At 56.1% G+C, this 16,700-nt stretch carries 14 protein-coding genes; 9 read left to right on the forward strand and 5 right to left on the reverse strand.

Annotation, left to right across the window (positions count from 1 at the left end):
- Positions 1-41: 41 nt before the first annotated feature.
- The 3 genes from AAF463_RS13965 to AAF463_RS13975 all read right to left on the reverse strand — a co-directional run bounded on the left by AAF463_RS13965 (position 42) and on the right by AAF463_RS13975 (position 1,612).
- Positions 42-662 (reverse strand): RpoE-regulated lipoprotein, encoded by a 621-nt coding sequence (locus tag AAF463_RS13965; RefSeq protein WP_350260962.1) that lies wholly within the window; start codon positions 660-662, stop codon positions 42-44.
- Positions 663-725: 63 nt separating this feature from the next.
- Positions 726-1,178: a DUF2919 domain-containing protein gene (locus tag AAF463_RS13970; protein WP_233501682.1), complete on the reverse strand. Its 453-nt coding sequence runs from the start codon at positions 1,176-1,178 to the stop codon at positions 726-728.
- A gap of 8 nt (positions 1,179-1,186) precedes the next feature.
- Entirely contained in the window at positions 1,187-1,612 is a 426-nt protein-coding gene (locus AAF463_RS13975) for a GNAT family acetyltransferase (protein ID WP_061717913.1), read from the reverse strand.
- 211 nt (positions 1,613-1,823) lie between these two features.
- Here AAF463_RS13975 and amiA point away from each other — a divergent pair, with 211 nt between their 5' ends.
- Both amiA and hemF read left to right on the forward strand, forming a co-directional pair.
- Positions 1,824-2,681 carry an N-acetylmuramoyl-L-alanine amidase AmiA gene (amiA, locus tag AAF463_RS13980; RefSeq protein ID WP_110866511.1) on the forward strand — a complete coding sequence of 286 codons (858 nt, stop codon included), beginning with the start codon at positions 1,824-1,826 and terminating at the stop codon, positions 2,679-2,681.
- Positions 2,682-2,729: 48 nt separating this feature from the next.
- On the forward strand, positions 2,730-3,650 hold the full coding sequence (hemF, locus tag AAF463_RS13985) for an oxygen-dependent coproporphyrinogen oxidase (RefSeq protein ID WP_110866510.1): 921 nt from the start codon (positions 2,730-2,732) through the stop codon (positions 3,648-3,650).
- Between the two features lie 104 nt (positions 3,651-3,754).
- Here the strand turns inward: hemF and maeB are convergent, their stop codons facing one another.
- On the reverse strand, positions 3,755-6,034 hold the full coding sequence (maeB, locus tag AAF463_RS13990; protein ID WP_350260963.1) for an NADP-dependent oxaloacetate-decarboxylating malate dehydrogenase: 2,280 nt from the start codon (positions 6,032-6,034) through the stop codon (positions 3,755-3,757).
- A 341-nt stretch (positions 6,035-6,375) separates the two neighbouring features.
- On the opposite strand from maeB, the gene tal reads away from it, so the two are divergent.
- The 3 genes from tal to ampH all read left to right on the forward strand — a co-directional run bounded on the left by tal (position 6,376) and on the right by ampH (position 10,721).
- Positions 6,376-7,326: a transaldolase gene (gene tal / locus AAF463_RS13995; RefSeq protein ID WP_101763551.1), complete on the forward strand. Its 951-nt coding sequence runs from the start codon at positions 6,376-6,378 to the stop codon at positions 7,324-7,326.
- A 69-nt stretch (positions 7,327-7,395) separates the two neighbouring features.
- The gene (gene tkt, locus AAF463_RS14000) at positions 7,396-9,405 is read left to right on the forward strand and encodes a transketolase (protein ID WP_350260964.1); all 2,010 of its coding nucleotides are present in this window, start codon (positions 7,396-7,398) and stop codon (positions 9,403-9,405) included.
- Positions 9,406-9,551: 146 nt separating this feature from the next.
- A complete protein-coding gene (ampH, locus tag AAF463_RS14005; protein WP_350260965.1) occupies positions 9,552-10,721 on the forward strand; it encodes a D-alanyl-D-alanine-carboxypeptidase/endopeptidase AmpH in 1,170 nt (389 codons plus the stop codon).
- Between the two features lie 91 nt (positions 10,722-10,812).
- Here ampH and AAF463_RS14010 read toward each other — a convergent pair whose 3' ends face one another.
- Positions 10,813-11,886: a DUF1176 domain-containing protein gene (locus tag AAF463_RS14010; RefSeq protein WP_350260966.1), complete on the reverse strand. Its 1,074-nt coding sequence runs from the start codon at positions 11,884-11,886 to the stop codon at positions 10,813-10,815.
- 488 nt (positions 11,887-12,374) lie between these two features.
- Here AAF463_RS14010 and AAF463_RS14015 point away from each other — a divergent pair, with 488 nt between their 5' ends.
- The 4 genes from AAF463_RS14015 to AAF463_RS14030 are packed head-to-tail and all read left to right on the forward strand — an operon-like array spanning position 12,375 to position 16,691.
- A complete protein-coding gene (locus tag AAF463_RS14015) occupies positions 12,375-13,205 on the forward strand; it encodes a DeoR/GlpR family DNA-binding transcription regulator (protein ID WP_101763547.1) in 831 nt (276 codons plus the stop codon).
- Positions 13,206-13,217: 12 nt separating this feature from the next.
- On the forward strand, positions 13,218-14,201 hold the full coding sequence (locus AAF463_RS14020; RefSeq protein ID WP_110866506.1) for a substrate-binding domain-containing protein: 984 nt from the start codon (positions 13,218-13,220) through the stop codon (positions 14,199-14,201).
- Between the two features lie 2 nt (positions 14,202-14,203).
- Positions 14,204-15,709 carry a sugar ABC transporter ATP-binding protein gene (locus tag AAF463_RS14025; RefSeq protein ID WP_110866694.1) on the forward strand — a complete coding sequence of 502 codons (1,506 nt, stop codon included), beginning with the start codon at positions 14,204-14,206 and terminating at the stop codon, positions 15,707-15,709.
- Complete coding sequence (locus AAF463_RS14030) at positions 15,702-16,691, forward strand: ABC transporter permease (protein ID WP_101763545.1); 990 nt, start codon at positions 15,702-15,704, stop codon at positions 16,689-16,691. The genes AAF463_RS14025 and AAF463_RS14030 overlap by 8 nt, the downstream gene beginning before the upstream one ends.
- Positions 16,692-16,700: the final 9 nt, after the last annotated feature.

Below are 16,700 nucleotides of genomic sequence, written 5' to 3' on the forward strand. Positions count from 1 at the left end.
CCACACTTTTTGAGCGGGTTTTTAAGCAAGTTTTATCTGGTTTAACGCTGCCAAACGATCTTGCTGATTTTCCAGCTTTTCAGGGTATCGTCCGACGGCATCAAGCCTTCCGGACCATGCCATTCACCGCTGTAAATGTAGGAGATGTGCTGGCTGCCCGGCGCACGGCACTCAACATCGCGTGCATCAAGACCGGTGGCCATTTTGCAGTTGTTAAAGGCTTTGCTGAACTTATCGCTGAACAGAGCGCCGATCTTGCTGCCGTCCGCCGCTTTGGCATCGGCATCCTGCACTTCGATGCGCTCCACGCTGCTGCTGCCGTTAATCACCAATTTAACGTTGTCGCCATCCAGCGCCTGCCAGAAATCCACCACCTGACCATTCTGCGTGCGCATGCCCTGACGCAGTTTGTAATCGCCGTTCAGCGCTTTATGGATGGCGTCTTCCGACATTGAGGTGGTGCTCGTCAGGCCCGCAACGCCTTGCTCGGTGACCTCCAGCGATCCACCAAACCAGCCGAGTGGATTGAGCGCCGACCAGTGATAGCTAAGCGGATTGTACCAATGGCTTTCGCTATCGCTCGCGCTGCCAGAGGAACCCGAACTGGCGCAGCCGGCCAGAACCATGCTGCTAACCAGCAGTGCGTGACGAACAACTTTCATGAAAACTCCTTGATCTGCTAAGCCGATTGGCGTGCCTGTTGGAGTCACAAACCGGCAAAAAGTTTATTCGACCTGCTGATGTTCCGGCAGAAAGCAGTCGCGCAGGCGAGGTTGCGTTTGCAGCCAGAACAACGCCAGCAGGTCAAACAGCGTCAATAACAGCGGCAGCGGCGAGTCGGGAAAGGCGCCTTGCAGCAGGCTGGAACCCTGCCACAGCAGGCTGACAAGGAGCGATGCGCTCAATACATGACGCCAGCTTTGCCACAGGCGCGGCCAGCGCTGGCGATAGCCGGTCAGCAATAAGCCGATAGCCGCCGGAATGCCTAACGCCAGCCCCAGCCAGAAGCTTTGGCGGTCGGGATAGAACAGCGCCAGCAAATCATTGCCCTGCTGGCGTGATGCGCCCGCCATCACCAGCAGCAGCCAGGTGCGCGCCTGCAATAACAGGATCAGCCAGAAAAGAAACGGCAGCCGCAGCTGCCCTTTCGCATCGTACTCTTCGGGAAGGTATTTCAAACCGACCCTCAATACTCGCGATCTTCAATCAAACGCTTGCCCAGCAGCAGCGAGTCCACCGGCTCGTATTCGAGCTTTTCGTAAAACGCCACCACCTGATCGTTCTCTTCGCGCACCATCAAATTGATTTTTGGACAACCGCGCGCAATCAGCTTCTTCTCAAGACGATTCATCAACGCATTGGCAAAGCCACGGCCTTGATAATCAGGATGCACCGCCAGATAGTAGACGGAGCCGCGATGGCCGTCGTAGCCGCCCATCACCGTGCCGACCACTTCGCCACCGACTTCCGCGACCAGAAACAGTTCCGCGTCGTGGTTCATTTTGCGTTCAATGTCCAGCTCCGGATCGTTCCATGGGCGTAACAAATCGCAACGCTCCCAGAGCGTGATCACTTCTTCAAAATCTTCCTGGCGGAAAGAACGGATTTCCATCGACGTTACCCTGCTGTTAGGCACAATTCGCTGATTATCACGCATTCTTTGCCAGGCGCAACCCTCACGCGTGACAACGGAGCAAAAAAAGCGCGACATCGCTGTTAGTCTGTTGCAATAGAAAGTAAACACTTGAAATAGTTGCGAGGTCGCCGCCTGGCAATTGTTACGCTATAACACGGGGCAGGATTTACCTGCCATGGACCCGTAAATGATGAAGATTTCACTGCTTAAGCGCCTTACCAATCGTCGCCAACTGATACTTTCCGGTTTAGCGCTGGCGGTGTTGTCACCGCGTGCGGTGCAGGCCAAAGAACAGAACAGCGATTTGCGCGTTAGTCCGCGTCATACGCCACCGAAACCCGCCAGCAACGGCAAACGTATCGTGATGATTGATCCCGGCCACGGCGGCATCGATTCCGGCGCCGTCGGCGAAGAGGGTTCGGAAGAGAAACACATTGTGCTGGCGATCGCCAATACCGTGAAGACGCTGTTGCAATCGCATCCACGCATCGAAGTGCGCCTGACGCGCGACAGCGACCACTTTATTCCGCTCTATCAGCGCGTCGAAATCGCCCACCAGCACGGCGCTAACCTGTTTATGTCGATTCACGCCGACGGCTACACCAGCCCGGATGCTAACGGCGCATCGGTGTTTGCCCTTTCCAATCGCGGTGCCAGCAGCGCGATGGCGCGATACCTTTCGCAGCGTGAAAACGATGCCGACAAAGTGGGCGGCGCTGAGGTGCAGGATAAAGATCATTACCTCAACCAGATTCTGTTCGATCTGGTGCAGACCGATACCATTCGCAACAGCCTGACGCTGGGTAAACACGTCCTCGACCAGATTCGTCCGGTGCATCATCTGCACAGCCAGCACACCGAACAGGCTGCATTTGCGGTGCTGAAATCGCCGTCGATTCCTTCGGTGCTGGTGGAAACCTCCTTTATTACCAATCCGCGTGAAGAGCAGCTGCTTGGCACGCAGGCGTTCCGCCAGAAAATTGCCAGCGCCATTGCCGACGGCATCACCCGCTACTTCGATGAGGTCGATCGTCGCGAAGCATAGTCTTTATCCTGTGGTAGAATCGCGGCAAATTTCCGGAACGAGTGACTGATGAGCAATCCCGATATTTCCCGCGTCAAAGCCTTTTTGCTGGCGCTGCAAGATGATATTTGCGCCCAATTAGCGGCGGAAGATGGCAAGGCGAGCTTTGCCGAAGATGAGTGGCAACGTCCCGGCGGCGGCGGCGGACGCAGTCGCGTATTGCGTGATGGCGCGGTATTTGAACAGGCCGGCGTAAACTTCTCGCACGTGCACGGCGATCAAATGCCCGCGTCCGCCACCGCGCATCGTCCTGAACTGGCCGGGCGCAGCTTTGAAGCGATGGGCGTATCGCTGGTGGTGCATCCATCCAATCCTTATGTGCCCACCAGCCACGCCAACGTGCGCTTCTTTATTGCGGAAAAACCGGGCGCCGATCCGGTGTGGTGGTTTGGTGGCGGTTTCGATCTTACGCCCTATTACGGCTTCGAAGAGGATGCGCTGCACTGGCATCAAACCGCGCACGATCTATGCCAGCCGTTTGGTGAGGAGGTTTATTCGCGCTACAAAAAGTGGTGCGACGATTACTTCTACCTCAAGCATCGCGACGAGCAGCGCGGTATCGGCGGCCTGTTTTATGACGACCTAAACACGCCCGATTTCGATTACTGCTTCGATTTCATGCAGGCAGTCGGCAACGGTTTTGCCAACGCCTACCTGCCGATTGTGGCGAAGCGCAAAACGCTGCCGTGGGGCGATCGCGAGCGCCAGTTCCAGCTCTATCGTCGTGGTCGCTACGTCGAGTTCAATCTGGTGTGGGATCGCGGCACGCTGTTTGGGCTGCAAACCGGCGGCCGCACCGAATCCATTTTGATGTCGATGCCACCGCTGGTGCGCTGGGAATACGATTATCAGCCAGAAGCCGATTCCCCCGAAGCCGCCTTGTACCGCGATTTCCTGCCGGTCAAAGATTGGTTGAAGCTACATAATTAACCAACCGCACACCCCGTAGCGGCGCGATTTATCGCGCAATGAATTGCGCCGCTACAAGGTGTGCAGAATTTCATTGCGGCGCAACACATTCGCTAATCAAATCGTTACAACGGCTCGGTCTGCGCCTCCACCACCGCTAACGCCACCATATTCACGATGCGCCGCACCGAGGCGATACGCGTCAATACATGCACCGGCTTGCTAATCCCCATCAACACCGGTCCCACCGTGACACCTTCGGAGCAGGAGACGCGCAGCAGGTTATAGCTGATACGCGCCGCTTCGACGTTCGGCATAATCAGCAAATTCGCGGTGCCTTTCAGCGGGCTGTCCGGCATCAGTTCACGGCGAATGCTCTCGACCAGCGCCGCATCACCGTGCATTTCGCCGTCAATCTCCAGATCCGGGGCGCGTTGCTGAATCAACGCGAGTACGTCACGCATTTTGCGCGCGCCCGGCGCATTTGAGGTGCCAAAGCTGGAGTGCGACAGCAGCGCCACGCGCGGTTCAATGCCGAAGCGTCGCACCGTTTCCGCCGCCAGCAGCGTGATATCCGCCAGCTGTTCTGCGCTGGGATCTTCATTAACGTAGGTGTCAGCTATAAAGGTATTGCCGCTCGGCAATAGCAGCGCATTCATCGCGCCCGCCACCTTCACGTCCTCTCGCAGCCCGAACACTTTCTCCACCACATCATAATGTTCCTGATAATCGCCGATGGTGCCGCAGATCAGCGCATCGGCTTCACCGCGATGCACCATGATCGCGCCAATCAGCGTGGGATTGCCGATCACCGCGCGCTGGGCAGTTTCCGGCGTCACGCCGCGCCGTTTCATGATCTGGTAATACTCATTCCAGTACTCTTTAAAACGAGGATCCGATTCGTTATTGACGATCTCAAAATCTTTGCCCGCCTCGATCTTCAAACCCTGCTTTTGCAGACGCATAGCGATGACATTCGGCCGGCCAATCAGGATCGGCTTCGCCAGCCCTAACGTCACCAGCTCCTGCGTGGCATGCAGCACGCGCACCTCTTCGCCTTCTGCCAGCACCACGCGTTTGGGATCTCTACGCGCCTGCGAAAAGATCGGCTTCATAAACAGGTTGGTTTTATAGACGAACTCGGTGAGCTGCTCACGATAAGCATCAAAATCCTCAATCGGTCGCGTGGCGACGCCCGATTCCATCGCCGCTTTCGCCACCGCGGGCGCAATCTGCACGATTAAACGCGGATCAAACGGTTTGGGGATCAGGTATTCCGGGCCGAAACTCAGATCCTGATCGTCATACGCCGACGCCACCACATCGCTCTGTTCCGCCTGTGCCAGCGCCGCAATCGCGTGCACCGCCGCCAGCTTCATCTCCTCATTAATCGCCGTGGCACCCACATCCAGCGCGCCACGGAAGATAAACGGGAAGCACAACACGTTGTTCACCTGATTGGGGAAATCAGAGCGCCCGGTGCAGATAATCGCGTCGGGCCGCACCTGTTTGGCCAGCGGCGGCATGATTTCCGGCTCGGGATTGGCCAGCGCCAGAATCAGCGGATCCTGCGCCATCTTCTGCACCATCTCCGGCGTCAGCGCTTTGGGGCCGGAACAGCCAAGGAAAATATCCGCGCCGCCAATCACCTCGTCCAGCGTGCGTGCGCCGCTGTCGGCCACCGCATAGGCCGCTTTGGTCGGCGTCATATTCGGCTCGCGATCGCGATAGATCACGCCTTTGGAATCGCACACCACAATGTTGTGCTGCTGCATGCCGAGCGCCACCAGCAGATTCAGGCAGGCAATCGCCGAGGCACCTGCGCCGGAAACCACCAGCCGCACCTCGCTGATGGCTTTTTTAACGATGGTTAAGCCGTTGAGCACCGCCGCGGTACAGATGATCGCCGTGCCGTGCTGATCGTCGTGGAATACCGGGATCTGCATGCGCTCACGCAGCTGTTGCTCAATATAGAAACACTCGGGCGCTTTGATATCTTCCAGATTGATGCCACCAAAAGTGGGTTCCAGCGCGGCAATCACCTCAATCAACTTATCGGGATCGCGCTCATCGATTTCGATATCAAACACGTCAATGCCGGCGAACTTTTTGAACAGCACGCCCTTGCCTTCCATCACCGGCTTACTCGCCAGCGCGCCAATGTTACCCAGCCCCAGCACCGCGGTGCCGTTGGAGATCACCGCTACCAGATTGCCACGCGCGGTGTATTTGCGCGCCGCCAGCGGATCGGCGGCAATTTCCAGACAAGGCGCAGCGACGCCGGGCGAATAGGCCAGCGCCAGATCGCGCTGCGTGGCTAACGGTTTGGTGGGTGAAACCTGAATTTTTCCGGGCGTGGGAAATTGATGAAAATTGAGCGCGCTTTGCTTGAGTTGATCGTCCATTGGGCATCCTTTGGCATCGCTAAATAGGCATTCAGTATAGGAATGTGCGGCACAAAAGAGGGTGAAGGCGCTCAAAGAACGCACAGACTGAAAGGCACGGATTGCCACCGCTTCGCCTGCGGGATCGGCACAGCCTGCTATCCTTATTGATGGCAAAAAGCGTAGCTGAACCGTTTAGGCCAGTCCTCCTTTCACTATCGCACCTCTTAAGCGCCAGGACGCCACAATCAGAGAAAACGCATTTTCTTCGTGTAACGTCTGTAGCACTGTGTTGGACCAATACTTAACAGGAATGGGTGCAACACCTTTGCCCACATTATTGCTAATCAAGGAGTTAAGTGATGAACCAGCTAGATGCATTGAAACAATACACCACCGTGGTGGCGGACAGCGGCGATATCGAATCCATTCGCCATTACAATCCAGAAGACGCGACCACCAACCCCTCATTGATTCTGAAAGCCGCCGGTCTTGAGGGTTATAAACATCTGATTGATGACGCCATCGACTACGCGAAAAAACAGGGCGGCAGCAAAGAGACACAAATCATCAACGCCAGCGACAAAGTGGCGATTAACCTCGGTATGGAAATTCTGAAAAGCATACCGGGCCGTGTTTCGACCGAAGTGGATGCGCGCCTCTCCTTCGATCGTGGCATGTGTGTCACCAAAGCTGAGAAGCTGGTGCGTCTGTACGAAGAGCACGGCATCGACCGCTCACGCATTCTGATCAAACTGGCGTCAACCTGGGAAGGCATCAAAGCCGCCGAGGAGCTGGAGAAAAACGGTATTCAGTGCAACCTGACGCTGCTGTTCTCCTTCGCTCAGGCGCGTGCCTGTGCCGAAGCCGGTGTGTTCCTGATCTCGCCATTTGTTGGCCGTATTTACGACTGGTACAACACCCGCAAACCCATGGATCCGTATGTGGTCGATGAAGATCCGGGCGTGAAATCTGTGCGCCGTATCTACGATTACTACAAGAAGCACCGTTACAGCACCGTCATCATGGGCGCCAGCTTCCGTAAAGTGGAACAGATTCAGGCGCTGGCCGGCTGTGACCGTTTGACCATTTCCCCTAACCTGCTGGAAGAGCTGGCCAACAGCGACGCGCCGCTGGAGCGTAAGCTGGAGCCATCAACCGAAGGTTTCCATCAGCCGGCTTCACTTTCAGAAGCGGAATTCCGCTGGGAACACAATCAGGATCCGATGGCGGTAGAAAAACTGTCAGACGGCATTCGTCAGTTCGCCGTCGACCAGCAGAAGCTGGAAGACGTGCTCTCTTCTCGTCTGTAATCCGCACTCACTCTTATGGCGGATGGGCATTGGCTCATCCGCTATCGCCAAATCACAAGGGAGAACCTTATGTCTTCACGCAGAGAGTTGGCTAACGCAATTCGTGCACTCAGCATGGATGCGGTACAAAAAGCAAATTCCGGGCACCCAGGTATGCCGATGGGCATGGCAGATATCGCCGAAGTGTTATGGCGCGATGTGTTGAAACACAATCCCAACAATCCGGCGTGGGCCGATCGTGACCGCTTTATTCTTTCCAACGGTCACGGCTCGATGCTGCTCTACAGCCTGCTGCATCTCACCGGCTACGACCTGCCGATGGAAGAGTTGAAAAACTTCCGTCAGCTGCACTCTAAAACGCCGGGGCATCCCGAACTCGGTTACACGCCAGGCGTGGAAACCACCACCGGACCGCTCGGCCAGGGCCTGGCCAACGCGGTAGGTTTAGCGATTGCCGAACGCACGCTGGCGGCGCAGTTTAACCGTCCCGGCCACGACATCGTCGATCACCACACCTACGTGTTTATGGGCGATGGTTGTTTGATGGAAGGCATCTCGCACGAAGTGAGCTCGCTGGCCGGTACGCTCGGCCTCGGCAAACTGATTGGCCTCTACGATCACAACGGCATCTCCATCGATGGTGAAACCGAAGGCTGGTTCACCGACGACACGCACAAACGTTTCGAAGCCTACAACTGGCACGTCATCGGTAGCGCAGAAGGTATCGACGGCCATGATTCGGCAGCGATCGCTGCGGCGATTAAAGAGGCGCAAAGCGTTACCGACAAGCCGTCACTGATTATCTGTCGCACCACTATCGGTTTCGGCTCGCCGAACAAAGCCGGTAAAGAGGAGTCGCACGGCGCGGCGCTGGGCGAAGAAGAAGTGGCGTTGACGCGGCAGAAACTGGGCTGGCACTATCCGCCGTTTGAGATCCCGAAAGAGATTTATCAGCAGTGGGATGCCAAAGAAGCGGGCGCGCAGCGCGAGAAATCCTGGGATGATAAGTTTGCCGCTTATAAAGAGGCACACCCCGAGTTGGCGCAGGAGTTTACCCGTCGTCTGAGCGGTGAAATGCCGGCTAACTGGAGTAGCGAAGTGCAGAAGTTTGTTGAAGAGCTGCAGGCTAATCCACAGAAAATCGCGAGCCGTAAAGCCTCACAAAATACGCTGGAAGTGTTTGGCAAGCTGCTGCCGGAATTCCTCGGCGGCTCAGCGGATCTGGCACCCAGTAACCTCACCATCTGGTCGGGCTCAAAATCGATCAAAGAGGATAGTGCCGGTAACTACATTCACTACGGCGTACGTGAATTTGGTATGACGGCGATCGGCAATGGCATCGCGCATCACGGCGGCTTTGTGCCATATACCGCTACCTTCCTGATGTTCGTCGAGTACGCGCGTAATGCGGTGCGCATGGCGGCGCTGATGAAGGCGCGTCAGGTGCTGGTCTATACGCATGACTCCATCGGCCTCGGCGAAGATGGTCCGACACACCAGCCAGTTGAGCAGATTGCCAGCCTGCGCGTTACGCCAAACATGAGTGTGTGGCGTCCGTGCGATCAGGTGGAAACCGCCGTGGCGTGGCAAGCCGCCGTTGAGCGCCATCATGGGCCAACCGCGCTGATCCTGTCGCGTCAGAACCTGCTGCAGCCAGAGCGTAGCAAAGAGCAGGTGGCGAATATTGCACGCGGTGGCTATGTGCTGCAGGACAGCAACGGCACGCCGGATGCGATCATCATCGCCACCGGTTCGGAGATTGAAATCGCGCTGGGCGCGGCGGATAAACTCACCGCTGCTGGCCATAAGATTCGCGTGGTTTCGCTGCCGAGCACCGACGTGTTTGATAAGCAGGATGTCGCGTATCGCGAATCGGTGCTGCCATCCGGCGTGAAAGCGCGCGTGGCGGTCGAAGCCGGTATTGCTGATTACTGGTACAAGTATGTTGGTCTGGATGGCGCGATTGTCGGTATGACCACCTTTGGTGAGTCAGCCCCCGCCGGCAAACTGTTCCCGGAATTCGGTTTCACCGTGGAGAACATCGTCAGCCATACTGAAGCTTTACTCAAGCCGCACTAATCGATCTGGCCCTGCGTCTTTTTGGCGTAAGGGCCATTTTTTGATCACAGCCTGAAACAGAAAAAAATCCGCCCTGCCCCCTTCACGCCTCGCGCAAACTGATTACTATAAGCTTTCCTCCGATTCTTATAGCGGACGCTTTCCCGTTGAAAAAACGTACTCCTTTTTTACTGGCCTTAATGGTTACTGTGCTTCCATTAAAAAGCATGGCGCAGTCGTCGCCCGATCCGCTGTTGGCATCGCAAATTGTTGATCGCTACGCCGAGCACATTTTCTATGGCAGCGGCGCAAGCGGCATGGCGCTGGTGGCGATTGATGGCAATCAGCGGGTTTTCGCCAGCTTTGGTGATACGCGCCCCGGCAACAACGTGCGTCCGCAGCCCGATTCGGTGATTCGTATTGCCTCGCTCAGCAAGCTGATGACCAGCGAAGTGATGGTGAAGATGGCCGAACGCGGTCAACTGCGTCTTGACGATCCGCTGAGCAAATACGCGCCGCCTGGCGCGCGCGTGCCAAGCTATAACGGCCAGCCGATTCGCCTGATTAACCTCTCCACCCACACCAGCGGCCTGCCGCGCGAGCAGCCCGGCGGTAAACCGCATCGTCCGGTGTTTGTCTGGCCGACCAAGTCCGATCGCTGGCAGTGGCTGAGCGGAGCGGCATTAAAGGCCGCGCCAGGCACCAATGCCGCCTATTCAAACCTGGGCTTTGATCTGCTGAGCGATGCGCTCGCCAAAGCGGCGGGCATGTCCTATCCAGCACTGTTCCAGCAGTTGATAACGCGTCCGCTGGGCATGAAAGACACCACCTTTACGCCGTCACCGGATCAGTGTCAGCGTCTGATGATTGCCGAGAAAGGTGCCAGTCCGTGTAACAACACGCTTGCGGCCATCGGTAGCGGCGGCGTTTACTCAACGCCAGACGATATGGGCCGCTGGATGCAGCAGTTCCTTAACTCGGCGGTGAATCACCGCACGCCGCAAATTGATCGCCTGCAAACGCTGATTTATCGTCGTGACCAGCTAACCAAAGTGGAAGGCATGGATGTGCCGGGCCGCGCCGATGCGCTGGGCATGGGTTGGGTCTATATGGGGCCAAAGGAAGGTCGTCCGGGGATTATTCAGAAAACCGGCGGTGGCGGCGGCTTCATTACCTATATGGCGATGGTGCCGCAGCACAACGTCGGCGTGTTTGTGGTGGTGACTCGCTCGCCGTTAACGCGTTTCACCCCGATGAGCGATGGCGTGAATAATATGCTGACCGAGCTGGTGGGCAATCAATCGGGTTCACCGATGACGGTGCAAGCCATCCGCTAACTGGGTTGTGGTGCAGGCTGTAGCGGCGCATTCATTGCGCGATAAATCGCGCCGCTACGGAATGTGCAATGATTTAATGCTGCACGTGGTATTAACGCGACTGCGCCGGATTTTGCGATTCAGTGACCCAGAGTGTTGGCCAATCCTCACTGCTGTGCCACGCATCGCAGGTCTTCTCTTCCGCATACTCCGCCAGCACAAACTCGTTGCCGTCATACTGCCAGCGCGTTGCCACGCCGCAATCCCCCAAACCACGTCCTTTACTGAAGGTGTAGAGCAATCCATGGCTGGCATCAAATTCCGCGTTCACCAACTCCAGCTGATTATCCCCGCGTGACGGCGGCGTAAACGGCAGCGTTAAGCTCAGACCGCGCGACACATAAGGCTGCGTGCGCGTCACTTCAAAGGCCAGATCGATCACGTTATACGCACCGGTTTCGCAGCTGATCAGCAGCAGCGCTTTGCTGTCTGTCAGCGGCGACACGCTCACTTCACGCCGCAGTGGATCGAGCGAGCAGTTATCGGTATTCACCCGCCAGGTACCAAAATCAATTAAACCGCTGGTCTCTTCCTGCGTCAGCGGTGGCGGCGGCGGTAATGGCGAAGGTAACGCCGGCAACGCTGGCTGCGGCGGCACATCCCACTGCACGCGGTCGCCACGCTTCACCCAGGCGCTGGCACCGTTGAGGCGGCCCTGCACGTCATCCATCAACAGTAATGCCGCCTTCATACCGCTGAGCGGAATAGTGGCGTTGGCTTTATAGGTCAGCTGCAGATTTTGCGCATCCAGCGTCTGCGCCAGAAACTCGTCGATGGCGATAGCATTACTGGTCGCCAGATGATGCGGTACCACCGTCCAGTGTTTAAGGTCTGGTGTGAGACGGCGTTGATCGAGTAGCAGGTTATCCTTGAGCGGGCCGCCCGGCAGCTCACCGCTGTAGGCGCTGCCGTAATCAATACGCAGCAAGGGACGATCGTTGACGCCAGCATGACGTGAGAGCGTCATTACTAAGCCGTTGTCACCGGGAAAACTGCGTGCCACGCAAAAAGCCGCGTTGTTACAGGTCAGTTGCCAGTCAGAAAATGACTTTTGCAGTGGCTGAGCCTGAACGCACGCGACAAAAAGAAAGGGCAATAAAAGCAGTAACTTCATCCAATACGACATCAAAAAATCGGTCCCCAAATTCCTGGAAAGAAAATAATAGCGCAACGGGAACGCTGTCAGCAGGCCTAAACTGTGAGCCGGCCCTAAAAGCGAGGTTAACCGCTGAAAAAGCCGTCACCTGTGGCGAACGGGTACTGGATGGCGTAAGCGCTCATCATCCGATTTGACCGATTACTGCTCAATCGGATTCGTCGGACTCTTGTTAACTCATCACAAAACGGTCAAATACACACAAACGGTCACAAGCGGTCATGTTAGGTTAAATCCATGTTTTGGATATGCAACGCGCGTAGAACGCGGATTTCGCGCCATTAGGCTTATTTATGTGAGTCATATCACTTAATTTTGATAACCAGACATCTCATTTACATATAAGACAGATCCAGATCACTCTAATCAGCTAAGGCGTTTTGGTGACTGTGGACTCGTGCGCAGCCCACACTTTCTAAATGCGCTATCCAGTAATTTATAGCCATCGGAGGTTAGTTATGTTGCCGATTGAAAGACAGCAGCGAATTATTGACGAATTAAATTTAAATGGTCGGGTCATTGTCGCTGAATTAGTCACGTTATGTCAGGTTTCACAAGAAACTATTCGGCGTGATTTAACGCAGCTGGAGAAACGTGGTCTGTTACAACGCAGTCACGGTGGTGCGGTACCCGCAAAACGACAGGCCGCCAACATTCAGGGAAATACGCGAGGTGTTAACGAGTATGAATTATCTTTCCGCCAGAGAGTCAATGAACATGTTGATGCAAAAATGGCTATTGCCAAACGCGCACTCGATTTCATTAGCCCCGGCGATTGTATATTACTCGATAGCAGCACCACTTGCTGGTATTTAGCGCGACAGCTGCCGGATATTGAATTAACGGTATTAACCAATTCCATCAGGATTGTGCAAACCCTTGCGGCGCGCGGCAGCATCCGCACCATCTGTCTGGGGGGAGAATATTCTGACCGTTATGAAGATTTCCACGGCGTCGTCGCCGAGCAACCGCTCAGGGAATTTCAGATCAATAAGATCTTTTTCTCCTGTAGCAGTTTAGGCAATGACGGTTATTTACGTGAAGGTAACGAAAACAACGCACATTTAAAACAGCAAATGTTATTAGCAGCGGAAAGAAAACATCTGCTGCTGGACGGAAGTAAATTCCTGCGGCCCTCATTCGCGCGTATTTGTCATTATCGCGATGTGGACTTTCTCATTACTGACCAATTAAAAGACAAAGAGCTGGAACAAGAATTAGCGTGGAACGGCGTCAATATTATTGATTGCTCCCAGCGCAGCCATTCGATGCAGCTAATAAAAAATTAAATCGGAGTCTTTATGAAAAAACATCTTATCGCCTGTTCTCTGCTCGCCCTGTTTGCCGCCTCCGGCGCGCAGGCTGCTGACAAATTACGCATGGGCATCGTGGTGAAAATTGGCGGTATTCCGTGGTTCAACGCCATGGAAGCGGGCATCAAGAGTGAAGCGGCGAAACGCGGCATTGACGCGTGGATGGTGGGACCAACGGCGGCCGATCCGGCTCTGCAGGTGCGCGCTATCGAAGATTTGATTGCCCAGAAGGTCGACATCATTGGCGTGGTGCCGAATGACCCGAAAGTGCTGGAACCGGTGCTGAAGCGCGCCCGTGATGCCGGCATTGAAGTGATCACCCACGAATCGCCGGATCAGAAAGGCGCTAACTGGGACTTCGAACTGGTGGATGCGCCGACGCACGGCATCAACCATATGAAAGCGCTGGCGAAATGCATGCATGAAGAGGGCAAATACGCCATGTACGTCGGCAGCCTGACCGTGCCATTGCACCAGCAGTGGACCGACGCCGCGCTGAATTATCAGAAAGAACACTATCCGAAGATGCAGATGGTCACCGACAAGTTTGGCGTCGGCGAATCGCTGGATGACTCGATTCGCACCACTAACGAACTGATGTCCAAGTATCCGGATTTGAAAGGAATTATGGCCTTTGGTTCACAAGGTCCGATTGGCGCCGGTCGCGCGGTGATGAACCGTAACAAGATCGATCAGGTCTGCGTAATTGGTGCCTTTAGTCCTGGCCAGGGCGCATCGCTGGTGCAGCGTGGCGCGATCAAAGGCGGCTACATCTGGAACCCGCAGACCGCAGGCGAAGTGTTCGTGCGTATCGCCGACATGATGCAGAAGAAAGAGCCAATCACCGACGGAATGACCATCGAGGGTTTGGGCAAAGTGAAAGTTGACGAGGCGACCCACACCATCCTCGGCAACAACACCGAAAGCCTGGACAAAGAGAACCTGCCAAAACTGGTGAAAATGGGGCTGTAATGATGAATGAGGTGATCCCACAGACGCTGATTGCGCTCGACAACCTGTCGAAAACATTTGGTGGCAACCGCGCACTGAGCGATATCTCGCTGACCTTACTGGCTGGCGAAGTGCACTGTCTCGCTGGCACCAACGGCTGTGGCAAGAGCACCTTAATCAAAGTCATTTCCGGGGTGCACGCCCCGGATAGCGGCAGCCGTATCACGCTGGGCGACGGCCCGAGCTTTCCGCGTCTGACCACTCGCCAGGCGCGTGACTTCGGTATCCAGGTGATTTATCAGGATCTGTCGCTGTTCCCCAACCTCAGCGTGGCGGAAAACATCGCCTTCGAGCACAACCTGAATAGCCTGCTCGGCTGGCACCGCAAAGCCAAACTGCGTGAAACCGCGCAGCGCATCATTGATGAACTGAAGTTTGAACTCGATCTCGATGAGAAAGTGGCGTCGCTGTCGATTGCGCAGCGTCAGCAGGTGGCGATCTGCCGCGCGCTGGTCGCCGATGCGCGGCTGGTGATCATGGATGAGCCGACGGCGTCGCTGACGCGCACCGAAGTGAATCAGCTGCTGCGCACCGTGCGTTACCTGAAAGACAAAAACATCTGCGTGGTGTTTGTCAGCCATCGACTGGATGAAGTGCTGGAGATCTCAGATCGCGTGACGGTGATCCGCGACGGCCGCAAAATGGGCTGCTGGCCCGCCAAAGCGATGACGCCGCACCATCTGACCGAGCTGATGACCGGCCTGAAACTCGACTATCAGCTGAAAACGCCGACGCGCCATGACGATCGCCTGATCCTCGAAGTCGAAAAACTGACGCGCGCCGGACAATACCATGACGTTAATTTCAAACTCTATCAGGGCGAAGTGCTGGGCCTGTGCGGCCTGCTCGGCTCTGGCCGTACCGAACTGGCGCTGTCGCTGTTTGGCATGACCAAACCGGACAGCGGCAAGATCTGGCTCGACAGCAAACCGGTGCGCTTCCGTGGGCACGAAGATGCGATCAAAGCCGGCATCGGCTACGTCTCCGAAGATCGCTTAACCCTGGGTTTGGTGCAGCAGCAATCGGTGGCCGACAACATGGTGCTGCCGATCCTCGACAAGCTGCAAAACCGTTTCCACCTGATTGATGAATACCGCAAGAACAAGCTGATCCTGCAGTGGATTCAGCAGCTTGGCGTACGCGTCGCCGATCCCAATCTGGCCATCTCCACGCTCTCCGGCGGCAACCAGCAGAAAATCGTGCTGGCGAAATGGGTGCTGACCCAGCCGCGCATCCTGATCCTCGATTCGCCCACCGTTGGCGTGGATGTCGGCGCTAAAGCCAGCATCTATCAACTGATTCATCTGCTGGCGAAAGAGGGTTTGTCGATCATCCTGATTTCCGACGAAGTGCCGGAGGTTTGGTACAACTGCGACCGCATCCTGCACTTCCGTGATGGCACCGTTCATGCCGAATACCAACCCGATACCGTTGAGCAACAGCAGCTGGCGGAGGTGATCAATGCCTGATTTTTCTCGTTTACGTCCGAGCTCCAGCCAGGGCTGGCTGGCCTGGGTTTTGCTGGCGTTCATTGTGTTTTTCTCTGCCGCCAGCGATCAGTTCCTGACGGTGCAAAACCTGCTGGATCTGGCAGAAAGCTACGCCGTGACCGGCATCTTTGCCCTCGGCCTGTTTGTGGTGCTGGTGACCGGCGGCATCGATATCTCCTTTGCTGCGGTGGCGTCGGTGGTGCAATACCTGATCGCCTCGCTGTTTGTGCAGTTCCAGTTTGATAACGCCCTGCTCAGCATCCTGCTGGCGGTGGTGTGCGGCACGCTGTTTGGCGTGATCAACGCCCTGCTGATCACCACGCTGCGAGTCGTCTCGATCATCATCACCATCAGCATGCAGTCGCTGCTGTTTGGCCTGTTGATGTGGGTAACCGGCGGCAAAAGCCTCTATTCGCTGCCGGACTGGTGGATCACGCTGCGCAGCGTGCTGCCGTTCACCTGGCAAGGCAACAGCTTTCAGATTGGCTTGCCGCTGGTGACCATGCTGGTGATTGCCGGACTCACCGCGCTGCTGCTGAACAAAACCAATCTTGGTCGCCAACTGTATGCGGTGGGCGGCGATGCGGAATCGGCGCGCCGCATCGGTATTCGCGTCGGTCTGATTCATGTCTTCGCCTATGGCTGGCTGGGTGCCATGGCGGCGATTGGCGGCTTGGTGCAGGTCTATCGCATGGGCGAAGTGGTGCCAAATGCGCTGGTCGGCGGCGAGCTGGATGTGCTGGCCGCCACCGTTCTTGGCGGTGCCAGCCTGATGGGCGGCAAAGGCACGGTGAGCGGCACGCTGATGGGTGTCTTTCTTATCGCCATCCTGAAGAACGGCCTCAACCTGATTGGCGTCTCCAACTACTTCATGAACATCGTGGTGGGCGGCGTGATCATGGTGGCTATTGCCGTGACTCACTACAAAAAACGTAAAGAAACTGATGTCAGTTTCGTCTAACGGGAGCCG

The sequence above is a fragment of the Pantoea sp. BJ2 genome, assembly GCF_040255075.1.
Taxonomy (GTDB): Bacteria; Pseudomonadota; Gammaproteobacteria; order Enterobacterales; family Enterobacteriaceae; genus Pantoea; species Pantoea leporis.